The following is a 21,956-nucleotide window of genomic DNA, read 5'->3' as shown; positions in this document are numbered from 1 at the left end:
TGAGAATAAATTTTTATAATAGGGTTGTTCAATAGCTAATTCATAATCTGCGGGGTAGTTCGTAGAACGTTTCGCCATTATTAGCCATTTATACATGTTAAAATAACTGTTATTGCGAAAAAGGGCATGGCGTCTGATGCCCTTACGTTACAAAAAACTATTATTAGTCATAATACTTATAAATAAAATTATAAAAGTCTTTAAGATGGATACTTAAGAATTAAATTTGATTTTTTTAGCAAAGCTATCAAATTAATTGCTATAGAATTTTATTGCTATTTTTCAAATAGGGTTTAGTATAAAAATAAAGTTATAAACAAAAAAGACTAAACTTAGAATTTACTATTCCAAGCAAGTCTTTTTTCTATTTCATTTTATCATCTCTAGTAATCTAAAATTTTTACTTTTTCAAACGTTGCTTTGCCATCCACTCAAACAAATGTTCCCCTTTATCATTCACGGGCATATTTCTAAGGCTGTAAATCCAGCTCCAGTGTCCATTGTATTCAGTTCCGTCAATTTTTACATTTGGATAAGAGGAAAGTATTGCTCCATATTTTAAAAGAACGTCATAAACTCTTTTACTTGTATTTTCGTAGGAAATAGTCGGATCATTTTGTGCGTGAACCATCCAAAGCGGTTTATTTCTTATTTTCATCAAATCCTGTGTAGTAGTTGCAACTCCACCAGAAGTAGCCGCTTTATCAAGAGCAGCCGCACTTGTACTAAATGCCGCAAAATAATTTGGATATTCAATCATCATTCTAAAGGACATATATCCACCAGCAGAAGCTCCAAAAACATAAATTCTATTTTTATCAACATTATTTTCAGAAGCAAACTCATCAATCATAGCCTTTACTGATTTTATATACCCTTTGGTATAATTATTGTACCAAGTGTCATCAGCCTGCGGTGCCACAACATAAGCCCCGCCAAATATCTTTTGTGTTTTATCTTCTGCAAAAGCCACTGCCCCACGATTTGCCAATTTTTGTGAAACATTATTCCGATAATCCTTGTATCCGCCTTCACCATTCCCATGAAACCAGATTATAAGCGGATGTTTCTTCCCATCATCTTTATTAACAGGTTTAAAATATTGATAATTCACTCCACTTTTAGACTTCGCCGCTACAAACTTATCAGCTTCCTCATCAACAATTTTTCCTTGTCTATAAAATCCTGCTTTATAACCCTTTATCGTCTTTTTTTGCTCCACTTTATATTCCAAATCCATCAGTACATTCCGTGAAACATCCCCAGTAACATAACTCAAAGTATTTGCTCCAGCCACATCTTTTCCATATTTCAAATTAATAACAATATTCCCCTTATCATTTACAAAAATATTCTCAATTTCCCTCTCAACTTCAAATGTTCCAAGAGATTTAGTTTTTTCGTCAAGCACAATCCCAGTATCTTTTGGCAAAGTTCCTTTAGCAAAAACTTTGAATGTATCTTTAGCAATTTGTTTATTTTGAATATTTTTCCCTTGCCCTTTTGTATCAATTTCAATGGAAACTATATTTTGCCCATAATCAAATACTTTTGCCTTTAATGATAAATATGTATTAAAATCATATCCACCTTTAAAAACTAATTCTGATGCAATTCCTAACATACTTACAAAAAACAAACCTACAAATACCAATACTTTAGTTCTCATAGCCATCACTTCCTCTACAATATTTTTTATTTCAAATTTAATTGATAAAATTATTAAATAAAGTAAAAATTTAAAAGCAATCTATTTTATTCTTAATTTCCTATATCTATTAACCGCCCCACAAAATTCCTGCTTTCTCGGCAATGCCAAATTTCCTGGATGCCCTGTGTACGAAGAAATTGAATCAAGCCCTTCCTTTTCAATTTTTTCATAAATCCTGTCAGCCGCTTGCGAAAGTGTCAGCTTTTCATCCAGCACCTTATTTTTAAAATAGTCAATCATTACAGCAATGCAGTTTGTCTGGCTGTCATCCACAAGTTGCTCCAGTCCTGAAATGTCGATTAATTCTTTTCCATACAGAATACTGTATTTCCCTTTGGCTTTTGTTTTATCCAGTTTTCCAGATTGCGAAAAACTTTTTTTGAGTGGAATTCGCTGTGTAACTCCTTTAAATTTATCATTTGAAGAAAATTCTCTCTTGTTTTCATCCAATTTTGCAATCTCTTTTGCTTTTTCTGTCACATCTTTTGGCACATATTCATCCATCATTATAACGTGATTTGCCATATCAAAATAATCTCCAGAGCCACCGACAATCAATATCGTAGAAACTCCAAAATTGTCATAAAGTTCCTTTACCCTGTCAATAAACGGTGTTATCGGCTCTTTTTCCTTTGCCACAAGTTTTTGCATTCTTCCGTCACGAATCATAAAATTAGTAGCCGAAGTGTCCTCATCTATTAGAAGTAAAGAAGTTCCATATTCCAGCGCTTCTGCCACATTTGCCGCCTGCGATGTGCTTCCGCTCGCATTTTCAGTTGAAAAAGCCCTTGTATCCTTATTTTGCGGCAAGTTATTGATAAATCCGCTTATATTCACCTTTTCAACATTTCTTCCATCTTCCGCACGTATTTTTACCGCATCCGATTCAGAAATTATGAGTTCTCTCCCATCTTGAGCAATGTGGTTGTAAACCCCTCTTTCAAGTGCCGCAAGTAACGTAGATTTACCGTGATAACCTCCACCCACAATTAGCGTAATTCCTTTTGGAATTCCCATTCCGCTTATTTCTTTCCCACTTGGAAGCTTTAATGTAATCTCAAATTTTTCTGGACTTTTAAACTTAACTGCATTTTTCATAGGTCTATCCGAAACTCCACTTTCACGTGGAAGGACAGAATCATTAGCCACAAATGCAACAAGCCCTTTTTCTTTCAACATTTTTCTTGCATATTCCTGATCCAGCACTAGGATTACCTGCTCATTTAATGCTTTTTTATTCAAATTATCATAAATAATGGATTTCTCTACAATTTCAGGCAACTGCTCAAAAATGATTTTCTGTGCAGCTTTTCCCATTATCCGTCTGCCTCTTGCAGGCATCCCCATTTCAAACCTCACTTCAACTTTATCTCTCTTTATCAGAACTGAAGTTCTTTCCAAAATTTCCTGCCCGCACCTGTCAATAAAAATTCTTCCACTTCCTCCAGTTCCCGTACTGTCATTTCCAATTTTCTGAATTTCCCTGTAAAAATTTCTCGTAAGAAAATCCGAAACTGCAATATTCTTATCCTTCGTATCCGTGAGCTCATAAGGAATCCCACAAATTTTTCTATCCATTATAACCCTCATTTTTGAAGGTGGAGCATAAGGATCTGACTGCACGTGATCAATCGCAAGAATATACTTTTCAAATTTATATTCTCCTTTAAGCGATTTATACGCCGAATAACTTTTTCCATCCATTGAAAATAATAGTTTTTCTAATTCTTTATAATTTTTCATATTTTGTAAACTCTCTTTCTATTTATTAGTATTTTTTCTTTATTTTACAGTAACTTCTTTAAACCTGAATTTAAAGTTACATTTCTAAATCTTCTAATTTAGTATTTTTTATAAGTAAAACACCTATAATCCTAATTTTTCAATTTTTACTAGACTGTGTCTGAAAACTCAAAATCTATGTTATATTTAATGTTTTTTTGATTTTATAAATTATACAAATCACGATAAAATCAGTATTTATTATTTTTGATTTTGGAAAAATTTATTAAAAATTCATCATTTTGATAGTTTTCAGACACGCCCTAATTAAATTATTTTCCGAATTTTTTTATGATACACTATGTAACCCCCAACAATTCCTATTAAAGAGCCTACTAAAGTGTTAAAAAATCTTCCTTGAATAAATAAAATGTGGTTTTTGCTGAACAATGTACTGGCTTCAGATAAAAAAATTGTCATAGGAGTTATAAAAATCATTGCTATTCCATAATTTCTAGGAACTAAATATTCTACAATAAATTGAAATATTATTATGAGAATACATATTTCCCATGGATTATTTACTAATAAAAGTATTCCCCAACAAAAAATAACTCCTATTAACGTTCCAGTAACTCTTTGAATACTTCTTAGAAAAATATGCCGAGCTGAATTTCCTTGCATCACGGCAATGCAGGCAACTGCTACCCAATACGGATTTACCAAATTTAAATAGTATCCTGCTCCTAGGGCTATGCTCAAAAATACTCCAAATATAACTGACTCTATAACATTTTTTTTTATTTCTAACGGAATATGAGGGACATTCATAGTTTTATTCAAACTAGATTTTTTCCCAATAATCAGACAGTATAAAAAAACTATCAAACAAGTTGACAATGTTCCAAAAGTTAAATAACCTATATTTTCTGCAATTTTTGGTATTGCTTGATGTGGGATTGAAATAGCAGTTGAGCATAACATTATGAAAAAGAAATCTTTTGGCGGTTTTAATTTAAAGTGTGAAACTGCCCAATGAATGATTCCTGCCGTGATTCCAAAGACTATAACTGAAATTATTCTATTAAAGCTAAAAATCAATCCTATCGTATATACTGATATAAATCCAAATGAACAGCCTATCAGCATTAGTATTCTTTCAGAAAACGAACCTTCCAATGGAAAATACACAACCATAATCGCTGCCAATGAAGCAGTAATTCCCAATTTTAGGTTGTTTGACAACAATCCTATTAATATCGGCACTGCCATTGCTAAACTTGCCAATAAAGGCAAATCTTTTGTGTTTTTTATTTCTTTTAATTTTAAAATCTCGCTCAAAATTTTCTTTATATCCTTTTTGATCATCCCATTCTCCCCTTCCTAACAACTATATATCTTTTTCTATTTCCAACCTCATTTTATCACACTCCCCTTTTATTTTCCAAATCATTTTTCTTAATTAGATAAAAAATACCCTAATCAATGAAGACCAGAGTATCTTTTTCACCTTTTTTACAATTAATTATGAATAAAAATATTTCTTTTTTTCATTCAAAATTACTGCACAATCTCTATTTTTTATTTTACAATATAAATTTACCGTTTTTCTAAACTTCCTGAAAATTAAAATTCAATCCCAATCTATCGCCTGTCGATGTATATTCCCTAAATTTATAAATTAACGGTTTCCACTTCTGAGTATCAATATGAGAATCATCCTTCATTATTTTTTCATCAACAAAAATTCCCTGTATTTCGCAAGTTACTATGGCAAACCAGTCTTTTTTGATAATATCTGTAACTTTTGCCTCTATGTGAATTGGACACTCCTTTATTCTCACAGAATTTACCATTTCACCAGCTAATTCAGTAAATCCTGCAATCTTAAACTTATCTTCACAATATGTATATCCAAGATTTTGCTTTACTTCTGATATTTCTGTATCGCCTGTAAATTTTTCAATCTTTTTCACACTTTCGTACAAGTTTTCATCTGGAATATTAAAAGTTACATCCGATCCATTTTCAATATTCTTAAATCCTTTATTTCCAAATCCTATTCCCACAACTATTGATTTTCCAAGTACAAATGAAGATGATAACGGAGTTACATTACTTTTGCCCGTTTCTTTATCCTTTGTAGTCATCAGTAATACTGGAAATCCATAATAAAACCCATTTTTCTCTAATTTTTTAAACATAATTACCACTCCTCGTATCTGTAAATTTTTATGTACCTTCTTAGTAATTATACTCTCCAAATCTTTTTTCTCAATTTGCAAACGAATATTTTATCATTCTGTTATTTCAATCAAATTTCCTTCACAATCCTCAACAACACTCTCATAATATCCATCTCCAGTCGTCCTAGGCCCACTTAAACATCTAAACCCATCATTTACAAGTCTTTCTGTCAATTTATCGACATTTTCTTTGTTTCCAACGCTAAAAGCAATATGAATAAAGCCTTCATTCATTATTTTATCGTTTCTTTCCAAAAGTTCAGGACGTGACATTATTTCAAGCCTTACTTCACTGTCTGGAAAACTTAAGAAATAAGTCTGTAATCCAGTATTTTTATTATGATATTTCTCATTTGCCTTTGCTTTAAAATATTTCTCATAAAATTCCCTTGTTTTTTCCAAATCTTTTACATAAATTGCTACATGATTTATTTTCATAATTAATCTCCTTCAATATTTTTTATAAAATTTATTTTTTTATTCCAATCCTTCTATTTCCTTCTCAATTTGACTTTTTCCATCAACTAAATACCATTTTTCATAGAGTTTTTCAATTCTTGGCATAAATATTCCAAGTAAAGGTCCAAACAGAACCATGCTAATTATCGTTCCTTCACGTAGACTCCATTCTATAGGAAATACAAGTGTCAACACAATGGCAATCCCAACGCAGAAAAAATCTATCCATTGTCTAAATTTCGCAAAAGGAATACCAGTTTTCATATGAACCGCACTGCAAAAACCTTCCAGAGCAAATGTTGGCAATCCCAAAACTACTATTGCCCCCATTGTAAAAGCAACTGATACAAGTACTATAATATTAGTTGTTATTCTGAAAATATAGTTACTAAATTCCATATCTTTAAAAACTGTATATACAAAAAAATTAATTGCATATCCCAGCAACATGGAAATAGGTATTTGTAAAAAATTTGTCTTTTTAAATTCCTTTTTTAATAAAATAATTTGTCCCAATACACATAAAAAATTACATATTATCGCTATTGTTCCCATTTTTATTCCTGTCAAAAACGAAAAAGATAGTGCCATTGCATTCCAAGGGTCTACTCCTACATTCATCTTTACCAAAAGTGCTAATTCCATCCCCGCCAATATTGTAAGTAATATTAACAATCCATATGCTCTTATCATTCTGTTCATTTTTCTCTCCATTTCTCCATTCTAAATTCCTATTTTAAAACACAGCCTCAACAGTCCCAAAATTAATAAATGTACAGGATAAAACAAATAATTCAAAATTTTATTCTGTTTTCCTCTCTCCCCATTATAAGTAAGCGTCAATCCAAATCCTAACAAAGCCCATGGGGTCTTAATAATCGAAAGATATCCTCCTACAATCGACAATATTGGATTATTTCGAAATATATAGAAAAAATACGCAATCAAAATCCCATGATATTCATAGTCCAATCCCCAAATCATCGACAGCAGACAAGTGGTTATAACGATTATTATTGAAACAGGAAACCAGAATATTTTAGGAACTACACGTGATTTCGGCACTTTCAATTCATCAATAATCCAAATCATAAGTAAGGCTAAAGCCAATGTAAACATTATATTATTTGAGTTTGGCTGAAAAAGTACTGCCGACTGGAATAAGTCAAATGGAATTTCAGAAATAATTCCAAAAACAATCAAGTATAAAAGATATTTAAATCGATTTCTAGTTTTAAAAAAACCTTCCACAAGAAAAAACATAAAAATCGGAAATGCAATTCTACCCAAAATATCAAATACATCGCTCACATATCTCAAAAAACCATTTTCCGTTAACAAAGGATACATCAAAGCCTTATTCACGTGGTCAATCAACATTGATAAAAAAGCAATATATTTTAATTGTGCTCCTGAAAAAACTTTTATCTTGTCCAAGCCATTAATACTCATATCAGTTCCCCCTTTATATTTTCATTTTTTCTAAGATTCTAATGCTATTTAAGTTTCTCAGTTTCATTTTAAAAAGTTTCACACACAAAATCAAAGGGGATTCGCTATTTTAAAAATCCCCTTATTTTTTTACTAATTTTTTCAATAAATAATTTCAAATGCTAATCCAAATCTTCTCCATTAGTTGCGATAACTTTTTTATACCAGTCGAATGATTTTTTCTTGCTTCTCTTCAATGTTCCATTTCCATCGTTATCTCTATCTACATAGATAAATCCGTAACGTTTTTTCATTTCTCCAGTTCCCGCACTCACTAAGTCAATAGGTCCCCAAGTTGTATACCCTAGAAGTTCTACTCCATCCAGTTCAACCGCTTCCTTCATTGCCTTTATATGATCTCTCAAATAGTCAATTCTATAATCATCTTCCACATATCCATCTGCATCTGGAACATCTACCGCTCCAAGACCATTTTCCACAACAAATAACGGTTTTTGGTATCTGTCGTAAATTTCATTTATTGTCGTTCTAAATCCTAACGGATCTAGTCCCCAACCCCAGTCTGTCACTTCGATATAAGGATTTCTCATTGTTTTTAGCAAGTTTCCTTCTCCAAGTCTATCAGCTTCTGCAGAGATACAACGAGTGGTATAATAAGAAAAACTAACAAAATCAACTGGATTTTCCCTCAAAATTTTCTCATCTTCATCTGTAATTCCAATGTTTATATTTTCTCTTTCAAAAAATTTTTTAGCGTAGGCAGGATAATATCCACGAGTCTGTACATCTATGAAAAAATAGTTTTCTCTGTCTTTTTCAAGTGCAGTCCATACATCTTCAGGCTTAGAAGTAAGTGCATAAAATTTCCCAGCCGCAAGCATACATCCAATTTTGTTTTCTGGATCAATTTCATGTCCAATTTTTGTAACCCAAGCGCTTGCCACCAATTCATTGTGTGCCGCAGTATACAAAACTTGATTTTTATTTTCCCCCTCTTCAAAAACAATTCCTGCTCCCATAAACGGTGCATGTAATAGCATATTAATTTCATTAAATGTAATCCAGTATTTTACAAGCCCTTTATATCTAGTGAAAATTACAGTACACAATCTTTTATAAAAATCAATAACTTTTCTGTTTCTCCATCCGCCATATTCCTTGATTAAGTGAATAGGAAAATCAAAGTGCGTTATTGTAACTAATGGCTCAATACCATATTTTCTACATTCCTTAAATACATTTTCATAAAATTCAAGCCCTTTTTCATTCGGAGTTTCTTCATCTCCATTTGGGAAAATACGAGTCCATGCTATCGACATTCTATAAGTCTTAAATCCCATTTCAGCAAATAATGCAATATCTTCCTTGTATCTATGATAAAAATCAATCGCTCCTTTAGCAGGATAAAAATGCTCATCGTCAAATTCCAATATCTTTCGCTCCCCATTAATTACAGCAAACCTATCTTCCCCAACTGGCGACAAATCTACATTTGCAAGTCCTCTTCCATCCTCATTATAAGCTCCTTCAAGCTGATTTGCAGCAGTAGCTCCGCCCCATAAAAAGTCTTTTCTAAATCCCATTTCTATCTCCTCCTAAAAAATTTTCGTATTTAATATTTTTAATAATTTTCTTTACATTAAAAATATAACACTAAAATCTTACAAAAACAAGAGCATTTATCAATTTTCCCCATTGTTTCAAAATTATGTCTATTGTAATTATTTTTTTGATACTTTCGGTTCATTTGTCTCATAATTTTTACTGACTTCCAGTGAAGTATTTATATTTTTGTAGTAATTCAACACTAAAAGCGAAGTGAAAAATATGTCCAGCACATAATTAATCCCAGTAAATAGCGACACCATCTCAAAACTCAAAATATAATTTGGAGCATGTATTTCAATATATTCCGAACATGCTTTTTTTATTTCTTCAGATGATCCATTCCCAATTCCTACAACAAATACATTCCTTTTTTTCAAATATTCCGCAATTCTAATCATATAAGGATTAGTCCCTGAAAGCGAAATAATAAGCGCTATATCCTTCTCCCCTTTTTCCGCAGAAATAATATAATGCTCATTAAGTCCGTCATAAGCCGCACTCTCAATTCCAAGCGTCATAAACTTAAACGAAGTCAGCTTTGCCAATATATACGAAATTCCAGTTCCATAAATCTCAATTTTCTTAGCATTTTTAAGTTTTTCAATAATTTTTTCCATAACAGTTGTGTCCAAATTAAGTTTTGTAGCCCCAATAACTCTTTCATAAAGCGATGGAATAATTGAGATAATTTCATCGTATTTTGTTTCACTGTTTACAGGCTCTTCACTAAGCAGTCCTTTAATTTTCATCATTTCCTCAACTTCCTTATCCAGCCTTCTCTGAAATTCCCTATACCTCTCAACCCCAAGTTTCCTGCAGAACCTAACAACAGTAGCCTTACTCACAAATGCCTTTTTCGCCAGATTCTCCGCCGACAGCAAATGAATCTCCTCCAAATGCCTCAAAATATAATCCGCAATTTCCTTCTCATTATTCGTAAAATTTTCTTTCTTCTCTAATTTATTAATAATCATCCTGCATCTCCTTGAAGATAATTTTTTTTCCAAATAAAAAAGACAAAACTGAAAGCAGAAAAACACAACGGCATAATTCCCCCGCATTTCAGTTTTGCCCAATCCAAATAGTAACACCTAAACACACAACTTTATATTCTTTACACATTTATTATACCTTAACTTTTTTATTTGTCAACAAAATTTTTATATTTTTAAAATTTTTCAGATTATAAATTAAAATTTTAGAATTAAACAAAATAAATTTATTCCGTATATTCAAAATCTTCTAATATTTTTTCCAAATTTTCTTTCGTAAAATTTTCTTTCAAATACTCCAATTTTTTTTTCAATTCCCGTTCTTTCTCAAATATCCTAAGCTTACTTTCGTATTCATCCAGCTTTTTGACACCTTTTTTAATATTATCAAATACAGCCTGTCTCGTAACTCCATATTGTTCTGCAATTTCTGAAAGTGAACTATTTTCTTCCAAATAAAGTTCTAAATACTGCTTTTTCTTTTTTGGAAAAAGTTCTCCATAATATGAAAAAAGTACTGAATACTTTAGAAAGTCATCCAATTTATCCATAATTTCCCAAGCTCCCATAAGATTGATTTAATCTAATTTTTTATTTTCTTTATAACCTGATTTTTCCAAACATACCGCTCTATTTTTTTCTTATCAACTTCCTTTTTGACAATTTTCAGTCTTTTCAGAATATCTCCATAATTTTTATTTTCTGTCCCTAACATAATCCTACAAAGTTTCTCACATTTTTCCAGCAATTCCAATGACTTTTTATAATTCTTATTTTCAAAATAAACATTTGCCCAATTATTTAAAATATTCAAATAAAGAGTATTATATTCTCCCATTTCCCTTTTCAATATTTCTGAAGTTTCATTCATTGTTATTTCAGCAAGTTCTTCATCTTTAAGTTTTATATAAGACTTTACCATATTGCTCAATACAACTGCACTTTGTATTTCACTATCCCTGTCTCTCGAATCTTTTAATACTTCTAAACTTCTTTTTTGCCAATTTATAGAATCCTGATAATGTCCTTTTTCTTCATAAAAAAGTCCCAAATTATTACAAATTCCTGCAAATACATAGCTATTCCTAAAATCATTTTTTTTATAAGTTTTTATTGCCTTAAAATATTTCTCTTCAACTTTATCATAATTTTTCATAGTTCTATAAACTTCTGCCATGTTTGCGTTACAAGTAACAAAAGGCATACTATTTTCACCATATTTTTTAATAATAATCTTCTCTGCCCTTGCTAAAAGTCTTATCGCTTCTTTAAATTTCCCGATATATTTCAAGGAATTTCCTAACTCCGTTAAAACTTTTATATTTTCTTCACTTTCCACTCCAAAAACACTTTTAAATAAAATTCTCAATTCTCTCAGAACTTCAATTTCCTTATCTATCTCACCCTTATTTACATATTCTTCCCTTTTTTCAATTAATTCTTCAATTCTTTGCTTTTTACTCTCTATTTTATCTACTTTTATTTCTTTCTCACTCATCTATTAATTCCTCTTTTCTAAAATTTTATAACATACCCAAATCCCTTTAATATCGAACTGATAAAATTAAATAATATTTGCTTTAGGTAGAATAAATTATAACTTTTCAAGTTAAGTTTTAACACTTATTACATTAATTCGATTTTAAAGAAATTCGGTTTTATTCTTTTAAAATTTCATACTACTTATTCTATAATACCACAAAACAAGCAATAAATCTATTTTTTAATTCGAGATAAAGTAAAATATTTACTAATAATAAGATAAAGTTGCTATAATAACAACACTAATTTATACAATAAAAAGGAAAATTATATGAAAGAACTATTTAAAAGCAAAATAATAATTATTGAATTTTTCAAGAAATATTCTATACAAAAAAGAAAAAAAGAACTCGAAAATGAACCAGAATTACTAAATGAATTAAATAATAAATCAACCTTGCTAAATAACAAGCTAAAATTAAAAAAAACAAATAAAACTAAAATAAATAAACAATTGGAAAAAATTCAAAATATAAAAAATGGTAAGATACAAATTATAAATGTAAATAGATATGTTTTAAGGTTTCTGCTCATAGTTCTATTTTATATTTCATTTTTAAATCTTGCGTTAAATCTAAAAGGATACAACTACTTTATATATGCTTCAGCTGTTATTATAATAATACTATCGTTTTTGTCAATGCTTATAACTTTTATTATTAAAAAGAAAATTTTTACTGCTTATTTTTACGACTATAGTATTAAAAAAATTTTTCTAATGGCTGTAATTTTCTTTGGAGTAGGCTACTTCCTTAATTCTTACAAAAACGAACTTGAAATATTAAATAAAAAATCCATTCTAATAAAAAACGCAGAAATAAATTCAATAGACGAGTTAAAAAACAGCACTCTCGAAATTGTAAACAAAGATGGAAAAACAAAATGGAAAGTAGATAAAAATTTAAAAATTCTTACTTACGAAAACTCTCAAAAGGGAAATATAAATATCACAGATACAGTAATTGACGACAATAACAATGTAAATTTATCTTTTATAAATGAAAAAAATGAAACAATATGGCTAAAAGGAAAGATAATTTATTTCAACTGGGATACCGTAAAAATAAAACTAAAAAATAAAAAGATTATTGAAGGAGAAGTATATGGAAAAATAATTAAGCTGGAAACTGGTGAAACTTTAATATTAAACAATAATTTTGAATTACGGGATGAAAGTAAAAAAATTAGTGATTTTGGTGTGATGGGAACTAGTTTAAATATCAAAAAAATTATAAATAATTTTTTGTTTACATTTTTAATAATTTTTATTTTGATAGAATACGAATACTACAATTTTCCATTTGAAGAAAAAGAAAAAATAGTATCCAAATTAATGCTAAATGAAAAAAATACTCTAACAATAAAAAAATCTGTTTTTTCAATCCTCAGAACAATAAAACTGCTAATGTTTCCAATAGCCTTGATTCAAACGTTACTAATAAGAGATTTTATCTTCAGTCTATTTTTTGACAAAAATCTAAAAAAAGGTTACGACATAATAAACGTCCTCGTATCCTATTTTTCAAAATCCTACTTGCTAATTTTTATAATACTCCTGCTCCCAATACTCACAGAATTATTTAATATTCTAAAATTAATTAAACGCTACATAATATTAAACAAAATAGACAGATTTTCTTACTTAAAGAAAAAAAGAAATTATTCTCGAACAATGATTTATAACAGCAGAAAAAATAACCGCTATCTAAATTCTTTTATAAAAAGAACTTCTAAAAAAGAGTAATTTTACTAAAAATTTTCCTGTATTAAAATCTAAACCAGATTATATAAATAATATAGAAAATATAATTTGAAAATACGAATAAAGTAAAGAAAGGAGATCAACTATGAATAAGTTTTTCAAATTATTATTGTTATTTACTTTTATAGTTGCTATTGGTCTATTTTATAAAAATCATTTAAAAAAAGCAAGAATAAATGTATCGGATTGTCCAAATAATCGCTATATGGCAAACAGAAAAGAATACTATGAAAAAAATTATAAGATTTTTAAAGAAAGGCAAATAAAATTTTATATAGATGATGAAAATGGAAAAATGCGAGAAATTGCTAATCAAGATGAATTTTTTGCTTCATTACGAGAAGCTACAGATTATGCTTATGAAATAGTTGGAAAAAAATGGTTCTATACAAAAAGAAAGTTATTTGGAATAGCATTTGGAATTGATAAGGAAGCAAAAATACAATATATTTCAGTACCAGAAAAAGAAAAGAAAAATATATTAAAAAATATAGACAAGTATCCTGAAAAGAATATAGAAAATAGATGTGTGCTAGTAGAAGTGCTGAAAGGCAATTATTAAGAATACTAGAACAAAAATAAAAACAACTTTAAATTTTAAATATTTTTAAAAACAAAAATGAAGCATTAAAATTAAAAAAGGAGATAAAAATGTCAGAATATAGAACAGTATCAGCAGCAGCAATGTTAGGAACATATGAAGATTTTTTAGAATTATTTGAAAAAGGATATGAAGATAAAGAAAGTGTTTTGAAAAGTAATATTTTATATGATGTTTTAAGAAATAATAATGACGAAGCACGTTATAAAATATCAATGTTTTTAATAAATAAAGGCGCTGATATTAAGAGTAGAACAAAGGAAGGAACTACTCTATTTTTTCCTTTATTTCAAGGCGGAGGAAATGATATAACTGGAACAACAGAATTATGCAAAATTTTTTTAGAAAAAGGAGCAGATATAACAGCATTATACAAACCGTATAAAATTGTAGTTTTTAAAAATATTTTTAATTACTTTGTTGATGAAAACGAAATGATTCCACTATATAAATTAATTTTTTCCCAATCAGGATTACAATTATTAATAAAAGACAAGTGGGGATTAACAGCTTTAGAATTTGTTAAAAGGTGTCAGAAACCAATAGCATTAAAAATGATGGAAGATTATATAAAAAAATATAATCTAAAAGAAAATAGTTAGAATTTTTAGATAACCGTTGTTGTAAAAGACAGCGATTATTTTTTAGAATTAATACTACTTCTCATTTAAATAGTAGAAATCAGAAAATTCATCGAGTTAAAGCCTTTTGTACAAGATTGTACTATTTACAATCTATGTACTTATAAAAATCCTATAATTAAATTTAATCATTAAATATTCGTCTTAAAAACTTTTGTAATTTTATTTATTAATAATAAGCAGTTTTTCAAAATCTGAATAAAAATCTCCTATACAAATACTTAAAAATTAGATTTGATTTTTTTTACAAGGCTATCAAACTAATTATTATAAAATTTTATTACTATTTTTTAAATAGGGTTTAGTACAAGTTACTTTATTTCAATATTTAAAAATAGACTGTGTCTGAAAACTTAAAATCTATATTATTTTTAATATTTTTTTGATTTTAGAAATTGTACAAAGTATCATAAAATCAATATTTATTATTTCTAATTTTAGAAAAATTTGTTAAAAATTCATTATTTTAAGAGTTTTCAGACATCCTCTAATCTAAATTCTAAATTTTAATCCTATAATCAGTTTAACAAGCAAAAACTACATTTTAATTTCTTATTAAAAATATTTTTAATAGACTTGTTCGGCAACTTTATATTTTTTATCTCTAATAAGATGTCTCGCTCCCTTCAGAGTAATATTTATCTCATTACATTTTCAAATTCAACATAGTTATCGAACAGGTTTAATAAATTAATTATTTAAACAAAGTTTAGTATCAAGTATACTAGATATATTCTCTAACCTAAGTTTTTTCATTTCCACAAAGGGCAACACCCCTGCTTCAGAATATTTATTTTATTAAATTCTAAATAGGCCTACACTAAACACACTCTACTTCAACACTTTTCAAAAATCCTGAATTGACTACATTTCTATGTTAAGTACGTGTATTCCAAAACTTCATTCTTCTTTTCCCCCTTTACTTTTATCAGCAGACAAATTCTATTATCCCAAATCTTCATTTCTCCATAATATAAATCAGAACTACACAAATACTCTTTCTTCATCATAAATTCCCCATCACAAAATAGAAACTCAAATATCTTCTCATAATCCCCATTTCTAAACCTATAAAATCCAATATAATTTTCCTTAAACTCCCATAATTTTCTATCACTATACCAAATATCATTATCAAGAATAATTTCTTCAATAAAATACAACCTATCTCCTTCTTCTCTAACCACAACATTCCCTTTGCCAGCATAATTCCAACCTGTCGAAGACCCTTCCAAACTCTTCGCCTGAAACGAAATCCTTCTAACATTTTTCATCATTTCATAAATATCGATAATCCTATCCATACCATTTCCACCCATAATTCAAACATCTCCTAATACATTTACTACTTAGCTATTTTTATAAGAAAAATTACCACCTTACAAACATCAAATACTTTTTAAAATTCATGTATAAAATTAAACAAATTTATTTTACAACTATCTAATACTATTTCCCACCCTCTAAATAGGAAATGTTTAACAAATTTTAAATTATATCATTAAAACTTTTTGTTCGTAATATGATTTCTATTTTTTAATGAGATTTAGTATTAGATTATTTTATTTAATAGCAGTTTTTACTATTTTTATTATGTTTTTCCTTTTTTAAAAGCCTTGTCAATTTATTAAAACTAAAAAATTTATTTTATCAAAAAACATATTTATTATGAATTTTCAAGATTTTAATCTTTCAGTAAAAGATATGTTATCTGAGTTTTTCTATTTTATTTAAATTAATAATAACTTTATGAAGAATCAAAACAACTTTTATTAAAGGCAATTTTTATTTTAAAGACAAAAATACTTCTTTATCAAAGTTTTCTTGTCTAAGCTAGCCATATTTCTCACAATAATTTACTATCTTGATATTTATAATAGTATCATTCATTAACATGCTATACAATGCTTTATGCCTTTTTGCTTTTTGCTTTAAATCCTTATGAAATTTTTACAAAAAAAAATGGCGTCCCCGGTTGGACTCGAACCAACGACCCTCTGATTAACAGTCAGATGCTCTAACCGGCTGAGCTACGGAGACACGCAAAAGAAAAAAAGTTTGGCAACTACCTATTTTCCCGGGACAAATCCAAGTATTTTAGGCGTAAACAGACTTAACTGCCGGGTTCGAAATGTAACCGGGTATATCCCTGCTGCTAACATCACCAAACTTCAAAAATTAAATTGTCAAGTTAAGACAATGAGAAATAAATAGTAGTAGTAAAAGATTAACTAAAAAGCAGATGTAATATTAGTACCAGTCAGCTGAATGCATTGCTGCACTTACACCTCTGGCCTATCAACCATGTGTTCTCCATGGATACTGCGAATACTCATCTCAAAGACGGCTTCTCGCTTAGATGCTTTCAGCGATTATCCGTTCCAGACGTGACTACCCAGCCATGCCACTGGCGTGACAACTGGTACATCAGAGGTCTGTCCAACCCGGTCCTCTCGTACTAAGGTCAGATCTTTACAGTATTCAAGCGCCTGCAGTGGATAGGGACCGAACTGTCTCACGACGTTCTGAACCCAGCTCGCGTGCCTCTTTAATGGGCGAACAGCCCAACCCTTGGGACCTTCTCCAGCCCCAGGATGAGACGAGCCGACATCGAGGTGCCAAACACTTCCGTCGATATGGACTCTTGGGAAGTATCAGCCTGTTATCCCCGGGGTAGCTTTTATCCGTTGAGCGACGGTCCTTCCATACGGAACCGCCGGATCACTAACTCCTACTTTCGTACCTGCTCGACCCGTCAGTCTTGCAGTCAAGCTCCCTTATGCGTTTGCACTCTTAGGCTGATTTCCATCCAGCCTGAGGGAACCTTTGAACGCCTCCGTTACTCTTTTGGAGGCGACCGCCCCAGTCAAACTGCCCATCTAGCACTGTCTCCGTTACCAGATTAGAATTTCAACGGCATATGGTTGGTATTCCAACGACGACTCAGTTAAAACTGACGCCTTAACTTCACAGTCTCCCAACTATCCTATACACACACAGCCAAAACCCAATGCCAAACTACAGTAAAGCTCCACGGGGTCTTTCCGTCCTACTGCAGGTAGTCGGTATCTTCACCGACATTACAACTTCACCAGGTCTCCAGCCAAGACAGCTCCCAAATCATTTCACCATTCGTGCAGGTCGGAACTTACCCGACAAGGAATTTCGCTACCTTAGGACCGTTATAGTTACGGCCGCCGTTCACCGGGGCTTCAAATCGGAGCTCTCACTCCTCCTCTTAACCTTCCGGCACTGGGCAGGTGTCAGCCCATATACGTCGCCTTTCAGCTTAGCATAGACCTGTGTTTTTGGTAAACAGTTGCTTGGGACTCTTCACTGCGGCCTGTTTCCCCTTGAGGTGTTTCTCCTTTCAGGTATATCAGGCACCCCTTCTCCCGAAGTTACGGGGCTATTTTGCAGAGTTCCTTAGCTAGAGTTATCCTGTCGGCCTTAAGTTTCTCACTCTGTCCACCTGTGTCGGTTTACAGTACGGGCACTATTTTTCATCGATAGAAGTTTTTCTTGGCAGTGTAGGATCTGTAACTTATGCTAATGCACTTGCCCATCAGGTCTCACATTTAGACACGCGGATTTACCTGCGTGTCCATGCTACGCCCTTAGAAAGACTAATCCGTCAGTCTTCTCACATACCTTCCTGCGTCACTCCGTCTCTCAAGCGATAATAGTGGTACAGGAATATTAACCTGTTTTCCATTCGCCATCACATTTTTGCTTATGCTTAGGTCCCGACTTCCCCAGGGCGGACAAACCTTCCCCTGGAAACCTTGGACTTCCGGCCGGCGGGATTCTCGCCCGCCTTCTCGCTACTCATTCCTGCATTCTCACTTCTGATGCCTCCAGAAAGCCTTACAGCTTACCTTCGACGGCCTACAGAACGCTCTCCTACCAGGCGTGAAAACACACCTCCGCAGCTTCGGTTTATGTCTTAGCCCCGTTACATCTTCGGCGCAGATACTCTCGACCAGTGAGCTGTTACGCACTCTTTCAAGGTATGGCTGCTTCTAAGCCAACCTCCTGGTTGTCTGTGAATATCCACCTCCTTTCCCACTTAGACATAATTAGGGACCTTAGCTGGCGGTCTGGGCTGTTCCCCTCTCGTCCATGGACCTTGTCATCCATGGACTCACTCCTGACGATTAATATATGGTATTCGAAGTTTGCTTGATTTCGGTAAGCAGTACGCCCCCTAGATCATACAGAGCTCTACCCCCACATATCTTAACATCAAGGCTGCACCTAAATGCATTTCGGAGAGAACGAGCTATCTCCTAGTTCGATTGGCTTTTCACCCCTAGACCTATCTCATCTCCCAACTTTTCAACGGCGGTGAGTTCGGCCCTCCACTGAGTCTTACCTCAGCTTCAGCCTGGACAGGCCTAGATCACTAGGTTTCGCGTCTATGACCAGCGACTTAACGCCCTATTAAGACTCGGTTTCCCTTCGGCTCCGCTTTATTAACCTTGCCACTGATCATAACTCGCAGGATGATTAACCAAAATCCACGCAGTCACACATAAAGTGCTCCTACCGTTTGTAAGCACACGGTTTCAAATTCTATTTCACTCCCTTGCTCAGGGTTCTTTTCACCTTTCCCTCACGGTACTCTTCACTATCGGTCAACAACAGTATTTAGCCTTACGTGACATGGTCCACGCTGATTCACGCCAGATTCCTCGTGCCTGACGCTACTCGGGTGCTTCCAGTTGTTATATATATTTTATGTTCTACAGGACTATCACCTTCTTTGGTTCAGCTTCCCAACTGATTCTACTTACATACATACAACTTAAACATTATGACAATCCGTTAATGGAAGTCCCACAACCCCGTGTCAGCAATGCTGTCCGCTTGACACTGACACGGTTTAGGCTTATCCCCGTTCGCTCGCCGCTACTTAGGGAATCGTTTTTACTTTCTTTTCCTCCCGTTACTTAGATGTTTCAGTTCACGGGCTTACCGTTTTCACGCATATCCTCCAGATATGCAGGTTTTCCCATTCGGAAATCCGGGGATTAACGATTATGTGCATCTACTCCCGGCTTATCGCAGCTTATCACGTCCTTCATCGGCTGTTGTTGCCTAGGCATCCTCCGTGTGCCCTTATTAGCTTTTTTCTCCAGAATAACTTTTACTCTAGTTTATTGTAATCTTTTACCTACTATTCATTTCCCATTGTCCTAATAATGAACATAGACATAAGAAGAAGCAGTGTTTGTTACTCCTTAGAAAGGAGGTGATCCATCCGCACCTTCCGGTACGGATACCTTGTTACGACTTCACCCCAATCACTATCCACACCTTAGACGCCTTCCTCCTTACGGTTGGACCGGCGGCTTCAGGTGCAAACAACTCTCGTGGTGTGACGGGCGGTGTGTACAAGACCCGAGAACGTATTCACCGCAGCATTGCTGATCTGCGATTACTAGCGATTCCGGCTTCATGAAGTCGAGTTGCAGACTTCAATCCGAACTTGGACCGGCTTTAAAGATTGGCTAAACGTTACCGTTTTGCAGCTCTTTGTACCGGCCATTGTAGCACGTGTGTAGCCCAGATCATAAGGGGCATGATGACTTGACGTCATCCCCACCTTCCTCCTGCTCTTCGCAGGCAGTCTCGCTAGAGTCCCCAACTTAATGATGGCAACTAGCGATAGGGGTTGCGCTCGTTGCGGGACTTAACCCAACATCTCACGACACGAGCTGTCGACAGCCATGCACCACCTGTCTCCACGTTCCCGAAGGCACTGCCTGTTCTCACAGGCATTCGTAGGATGTCAAGATCTGGTAAGGTTCCTCGCGTTGCGTCGAATTAAACCACATGCTCCACCGCTTGTGCGGGTCCCCGTCAATTCCTTTGAGTTTCAGCCTTGCGGCCGTACTCCCCAGGCGGATTACTTATCGCATTAGCTTCGGCACGGACACTCTTCATGCCCACACCCAGTAATCATCGTTTACGGCTGGGACTACCAGGGTATCTAATCCTGTTCGCTCCCCCAGCTTTCGCACTTCAGCGTCAGTTACCGTCCAGTGAACTATCTTCATCATCGGCATTCCTGCACATATCTACGAATTTCACCTCTACTCGTGCAGTTCCGTCCACCTCTCCAGCACTCTAGCCAAACAGTTTCCAGGGCAGGCTTGCGGTTGAGCCGCAAGTTTTCACCCCAGACTTGTCTGGCCGCCTAGATGCCCTTTATGCCCAATAATTCCGGATAACGCTTGCGACATACGTATTACCGCGGCTGCTGGCACGTATTTAGCCGTCGCTTCTTCTGCAGGTACCGTCACTTTCTTCTTCCCTGCTGAAAGCACTTTACAATCCGAAAACCTTCTTCGTGCACACAGAATTGCTGGATCAGGGTTGCCCCCATTGTCCAATATTCCCCACTGCTGCCTCCCGTAGGAGTAAGGGCCGTATCTCAGTCCCCTTGTGGCCGTTCACCCTCTCAGGCCGGCTACCTATCATCGCCTTGGTGAGCCGTTACCTCACCAACAAACTAATAGGACGCAAAGCTCTCCTGCAGCATCACTTTTCATTGCCGGGCACATGCGTGCTAGCAATTGTATCAGGTATTATCAGTCGTTTCCGTCTGTTATCCCTGTCTGCAGGGCAAGTTCTTTACGCGTTACTCACCCGTCCGCCTTGGCTAGGCTGTGCAAGCACAGATTTGCCAAAGACTTGCATGTGTTAAGCATTCTGTCAGCGTTCATCCTGAGCCAGGATCAAACTCTTCATTCAATATATTTTACATATATTTAATTTCACCTTTTGTCTTGACGAGAATCTTATCTTATAGACAAGAGTTCTTGACATTAATATTTATCTTTTACACTTATTGCTTCTTCTATTCTTATATCATTGTCCTTTGATACCTTTTTGTATCGACAAGATATATATTATCATAATTAAATTTATTTGTCAACTACTTTTTTTCAAAAAATTTGGTTTTTTTGTAGTGGTGTATTGTATAATCAAGTGCAACAAAAAAATATATAAAAAAAACTAAAAATAATATGCTGATATATCTTATCAAATAGGGCGTGTCTGAAAACTATCAAAATAATGAATTTTTAACAAATTTTTCTAAAATCAAAAATAATAAACATTGATTTTATCGTAATTTGTATAATTTGTAAAATCAAAAAAACATTAAAAATAACATAGATTTTGAGTTTTCAGACATAGCCTATTAGAAAGAA

General features: G+C 33.0%; 15 protein-coding genes, 1 tRNA gene and 3 rRNA genes. 3 read left to right on the top strand and 16 right to left on the bottom strand.

What is annotated here, in order from left to right; translation table 11 throughout:
- Positions 1–400: 400 nt before the first annotated feature.
- The 11 genes from LEBU_RS00975 to LEBU_RS00925 form a co-directional block, all read right to left on the bottom strand.
- Positions 401–1,669, bottom strand: coding sequence for a prolyl oligopeptidase family serine peptidase (locus LEBU_RS00975; RefSeq protein WP_157859497.1), 1,269 nt, complete (start codon positions 1,667–1,669; stop codon positions 401–403).
- A gap of 81 nt (positions 1,670–1,750) precedes the next feature.
- Positions 1,751–3,454 (bottom strand): ABC-ATPase domain-containing protein, encoded by a 1,704-nt coding sequence (locus LEBU_RS00970; protein ID WP_012806309.1) that lies wholly within the window; start codon positions 3,452–3,454, stop codon positions 1,751–1,753.
- Between the two features lie 306 nt (positions 3,455–3,760).
- The gene (locus LEBU_RS00965) at positions 3,761–4,801 is read right to left on the bottom strand and encodes an FUSC family protein (RefSeq protein ID WP_012806308.1); all 1,041 of its coding nucleotides are present in this window, start codon (positions 4,799–4,801) and stop codon (positions 3,761–3,763) included.
- A 242-nt stretch (positions 4,802–5,043) separates the two neighbouring features.
- Complete coding sequence (locus tag LEBU_RS00960; protein ID WP_012806307.1) at positions 5,044–5,637, bottom strand: flavin reductase family protein; 594 nt, start codon at positions 5,635–5,637, stop codon at positions 5,044–5,046.
- Between the two features lie 93 nt (positions 5,638–5,730).
- Positions 5,731–6,117, bottom strand: coding sequence for a VOC family protein (locus LEBU_RS00955; protein WP_012806306.1), 387 nt, complete (start codon positions 6,115–6,117; stop codon positions 5,731–5,733).
- Between the two features lie 39 nt (positions 6,118–6,156).
- Positions 6,157–6,840 (bottom strand): YczE/YyaS/YitT family protein, encoded by a 684-nt coding sequence (locus tag LEBU_RS00950; protein WP_012806305.1) that lies wholly within the window; start codon positions 6,838–6,840, stop codon positions 6,157–6,159.
- A 21-nt stretch (positions 6,841–6,861) separates the two neighbouring features.
- A complete protein-coding gene (locus LEBU_RS00945) occupies positions 6,862–7,590 on the bottom strand; it encodes a TraX family protein (RefSeq protein ID WP_012806304.1) in 729 nt (242 codons plus the stop codon).
- 161 nt (positions 7,591–7,751) lie between these two features.
- Entirely contained in the window at positions 7,752–9,173 is a 1,422-nt protein-coding gene (locus tag LEBU_RS00940; RefSeq protein ID WP_012806303.1) for a 6-phospho-beta-glucosidase, read from the bottom strand.
- A 138-nt stretch (positions 9,174–9,311) separates the two neighbouring features.
- The gene (locus LEBU_RS00935; protein ID WP_012806302.1) at positions 9,312–10,172 is read right to left on the bottom strand and encodes a MurR/RpiR family transcriptional regulator; all 861 of its coding nucleotides are present in this window, start codon (positions 10,170–10,172) and stop codon (positions 9,312–9,314) included.
- Positions 10,173–10,417: 245 nt separating this feature from the next.
- Positions 10,418–10,741, bottom strand: a complete 324-nt coding sequence (ylxM, locus tag LEBU_RS00930) for a YlxM family DNA-binding protein (RefSeq protein ID WP_012806301.1) — start codon at positions 10,739–10,741, stop codon at positions 10,418–10,420.
- Between the two features lie 32 nt (positions 10,742–10,773).
- Positions 10,774–11,688, bottom strand: a complete 915-nt coding sequence (locus LEBU_RS00925) for a tetratricopeptide repeat protein (protein ID WP_012806300.1) — start codon at positions 11,686–11,688, stop codon at positions 10,774–10,776.
- Positions 11,689–12,003: 315 nt separating this feature from the next.
- Between LEBU_RS00925 and LEBU_RS00920 the strand changes: the two genes are divergently transcribed.
- The 3 genes from LEBU_RS00920 to LEBU_RS00910 all read left to right on the top strand — a co-directional run bounded on the left by LEBU_RS00920 (position 12,004) and on the right by LEBU_RS00910 (position 14,697).
- Positions 12,004–13,476: a hypothetical protein gene (locus LEBU_RS00920; RefSeq protein ID WP_012806299.1), complete on the top strand. Its 1,473-nt coding sequence runs from the start codon at positions 12,004–12,006 to the stop codon at positions 13,474–13,476.
- 103 nt (positions 13,477–13,579) lie between these two features.
- Complete coding sequence (locus tag LEBU_RS00915; protein WP_012806298.1) at positions 13,580–14,056, top strand: hypothetical protein; 477 nt, start codon at positions 13,580–13,582, stop codon at positions 14,054–14,056.
- A gap of 89 nt (positions 14,057–14,145) precedes the next feature.
- Positions 14,146–14,697, top strand: coding sequence for a hypothetical protein (locus LEBU_RS00910; RefSeq protein ID WP_012806297.1), 552 nt, complete (start codon positions 14,146–14,148; stop codon positions 14,695–14,697).
- 911 nt (positions 14,698–15,608) lie between these two features.
- On the opposite strand, the gene LEBU_RS00905 is transcribed toward LEBU_RS00910, so the two are convergent.
- From LEBU_RS00905 to LEBU_RS00885, 5 genes are all read right to left on the bottom strand, one after another.
- Positions 15,609–16,055: a DUF6314 family protein gene (locus tag LEBU_RS00905; RefSeq protein ID WP_012806296.1), complete on the bottom strand. Its 447-nt coding sequence runs from the start codon at positions 16,053–16,055 to the stop codon at positions 15,609–15,611.
- A gap of 644 nt (positions 16,056–16,699) precedes the next feature.
- A tRNA-Asn gene (locus LEBU_RS00900) sits at positions 16,700–16,776 on the bottom strand.
- Positions 16,777–16,792: 16 nt separating this feature from the next.
- A 5S ribosomal RNA gene (gene rrf, locus LEBU_RS00895) occupies positions 16,793–16,905 on the bottom strand.
- A 61-nt stretch (positions 16,906–16,966) separates the two neighbouring features.
- Positions 16,967–19,871: ribosomal RNA gene (locus LEBU_RS00890) — 23S ribosomal RNA — on the bottom strand.
- A gap of 112 nt (positions 19,872–19,983) precedes the next feature.
- Positions 19,984–21,495, bottom strand: a 16S ribosomal RNA gene (locus LEBU_RS00885).
- Together the 16S, 23S and 5S rRNA genes with 1 tRNA gene alongside form the textbook arrangement of a ribosomal RNA operon.
- Between the last annotated feature and the right edge of the window lie 461 nt (positions 21,496–21,956).

The organism is Leptotrichia buccalis C-1013-b (assembly GCF_000023905.1).
Taxonomy (GTDB): domain Bacteria; phylum Fusobacteriota; class Fusobacteriia; order Fusobacteriales; family Leptotrichiaceae; genus Leptotrichia; species Leptotrichia buccalis.
The sequence above is the reverse complement of the archived record's forward strand: the minus strand, read 5'-3'. Positions and strand labels throughout refer to the sequence as shown.

Excerpts from the sequence above, each read along its gene's own strand:
- LEBU_RS00955 (WP_012806306.1), bottom strand. The coding sequence starts at position 6,117 with ATGAAAATAAATCATGTAGCAATTTATGTAAAAGATTTGGAAAAAACA.
- LEBU_RS00970 (WP_012806309.1), bottom strand. The coding sequence starts at position 3,454 with ATGAAAAATTATAAAGAATTAGAAAAACTATTATTTTCAATGGATGGA.
- LEBU_RS00950 (WP_012806305.1), bottom strand. The coding sequence starts at position 6,840 with ATGAACAGAATGATAAGAGCATATGGATTGTTAATATTACTTACAATA.
- LEBU_RS00965 (WP_012806308.1), bottom strand. The coding sequence starts at position 4,801 with ATGATCAAAAAGGATATAAAGAAAATTTTGAGCGAGATTTTAAAATTA.
- ylxM (WP_012806301.1), bottom strand. The coding sequence starts at position 10,741 with ATGGATAAATTGGATGACTTTCTAAAGTATTCAGTACTTTTTTCATAT.
- LEBU_RS00945 (WP_012806304.1), bottom strand. The coding sequence starts at position 7,590 with ATGAGTATTAATGGCTTGGACAAGATAAAAGTTTTTTCAGGAGCACAA.
- LEBU_RS00910 (WP_012806297.1), top strand. The coding sequence starts at position 14,146 with ATGTCAGAATATAGAACAGTATCAGCAGCAGCAATGTTAGGAACATAT.
- LEBU_RS00920 (WP_012806299.1), top strand. The coding sequence starts at position 12,004 with ATGAAAGAACTATTTAAAAGCAAAATAATAATTATTGAATTTTTCAAG.
- LEBU_RS00925 (WP_012806300.1), bottom strand. The coding sequence starts at position 11,688 with ATGAGTGAGAAAGAAATAAAAGTAGATAAAATAGAGAGTAAAAAGCAA.
- LEBU_RS00905 (WP_012806296.1), bottom strand. The coding sequence starts at position 16,055 with ATGGGTGGAAATGGTATGGATAGGATTATCGATATTTATGAAATGATG.
- LEBU_RS00915 (WP_012806298.1), top strand. The coding sequence starts at position 13,580 with ATGAATAAGTTTTTCAAATTATTATTGTTATTTACTTTTATAGTTGCT.
- LEBU_RS00940 (WP_012806303.1), bottom strand. The coding sequence starts at position 9,173 with ATGGGATTTAGAAAAGACTTTTTATGGGGCGGAGCTACTGCTGCAAAT.
- LEBU_RS00935 (WP_012806302.1), bottom strand. The coding sequence starts at position 10,172 with ATGATTATTAATAAATTAGAGAAGAAAGAAAATTTTACGAATAATGAG.
- LEBU_RS00975 (WP_157859497.1), bottom strand. The coding sequence starts at position 1,669 with ATGAGAACTAAAGTATTGGTATTTGTAGGTTTGTTTTTTGTAAGTATG.
- LEBU_RS00960 (WP_012806307.1), bottom strand. The coding sequence starts at position 5,637 with ATGTTTAAAAAATTAGAGAAAAATGGGTTTTATTATGGATTTCCAGTA.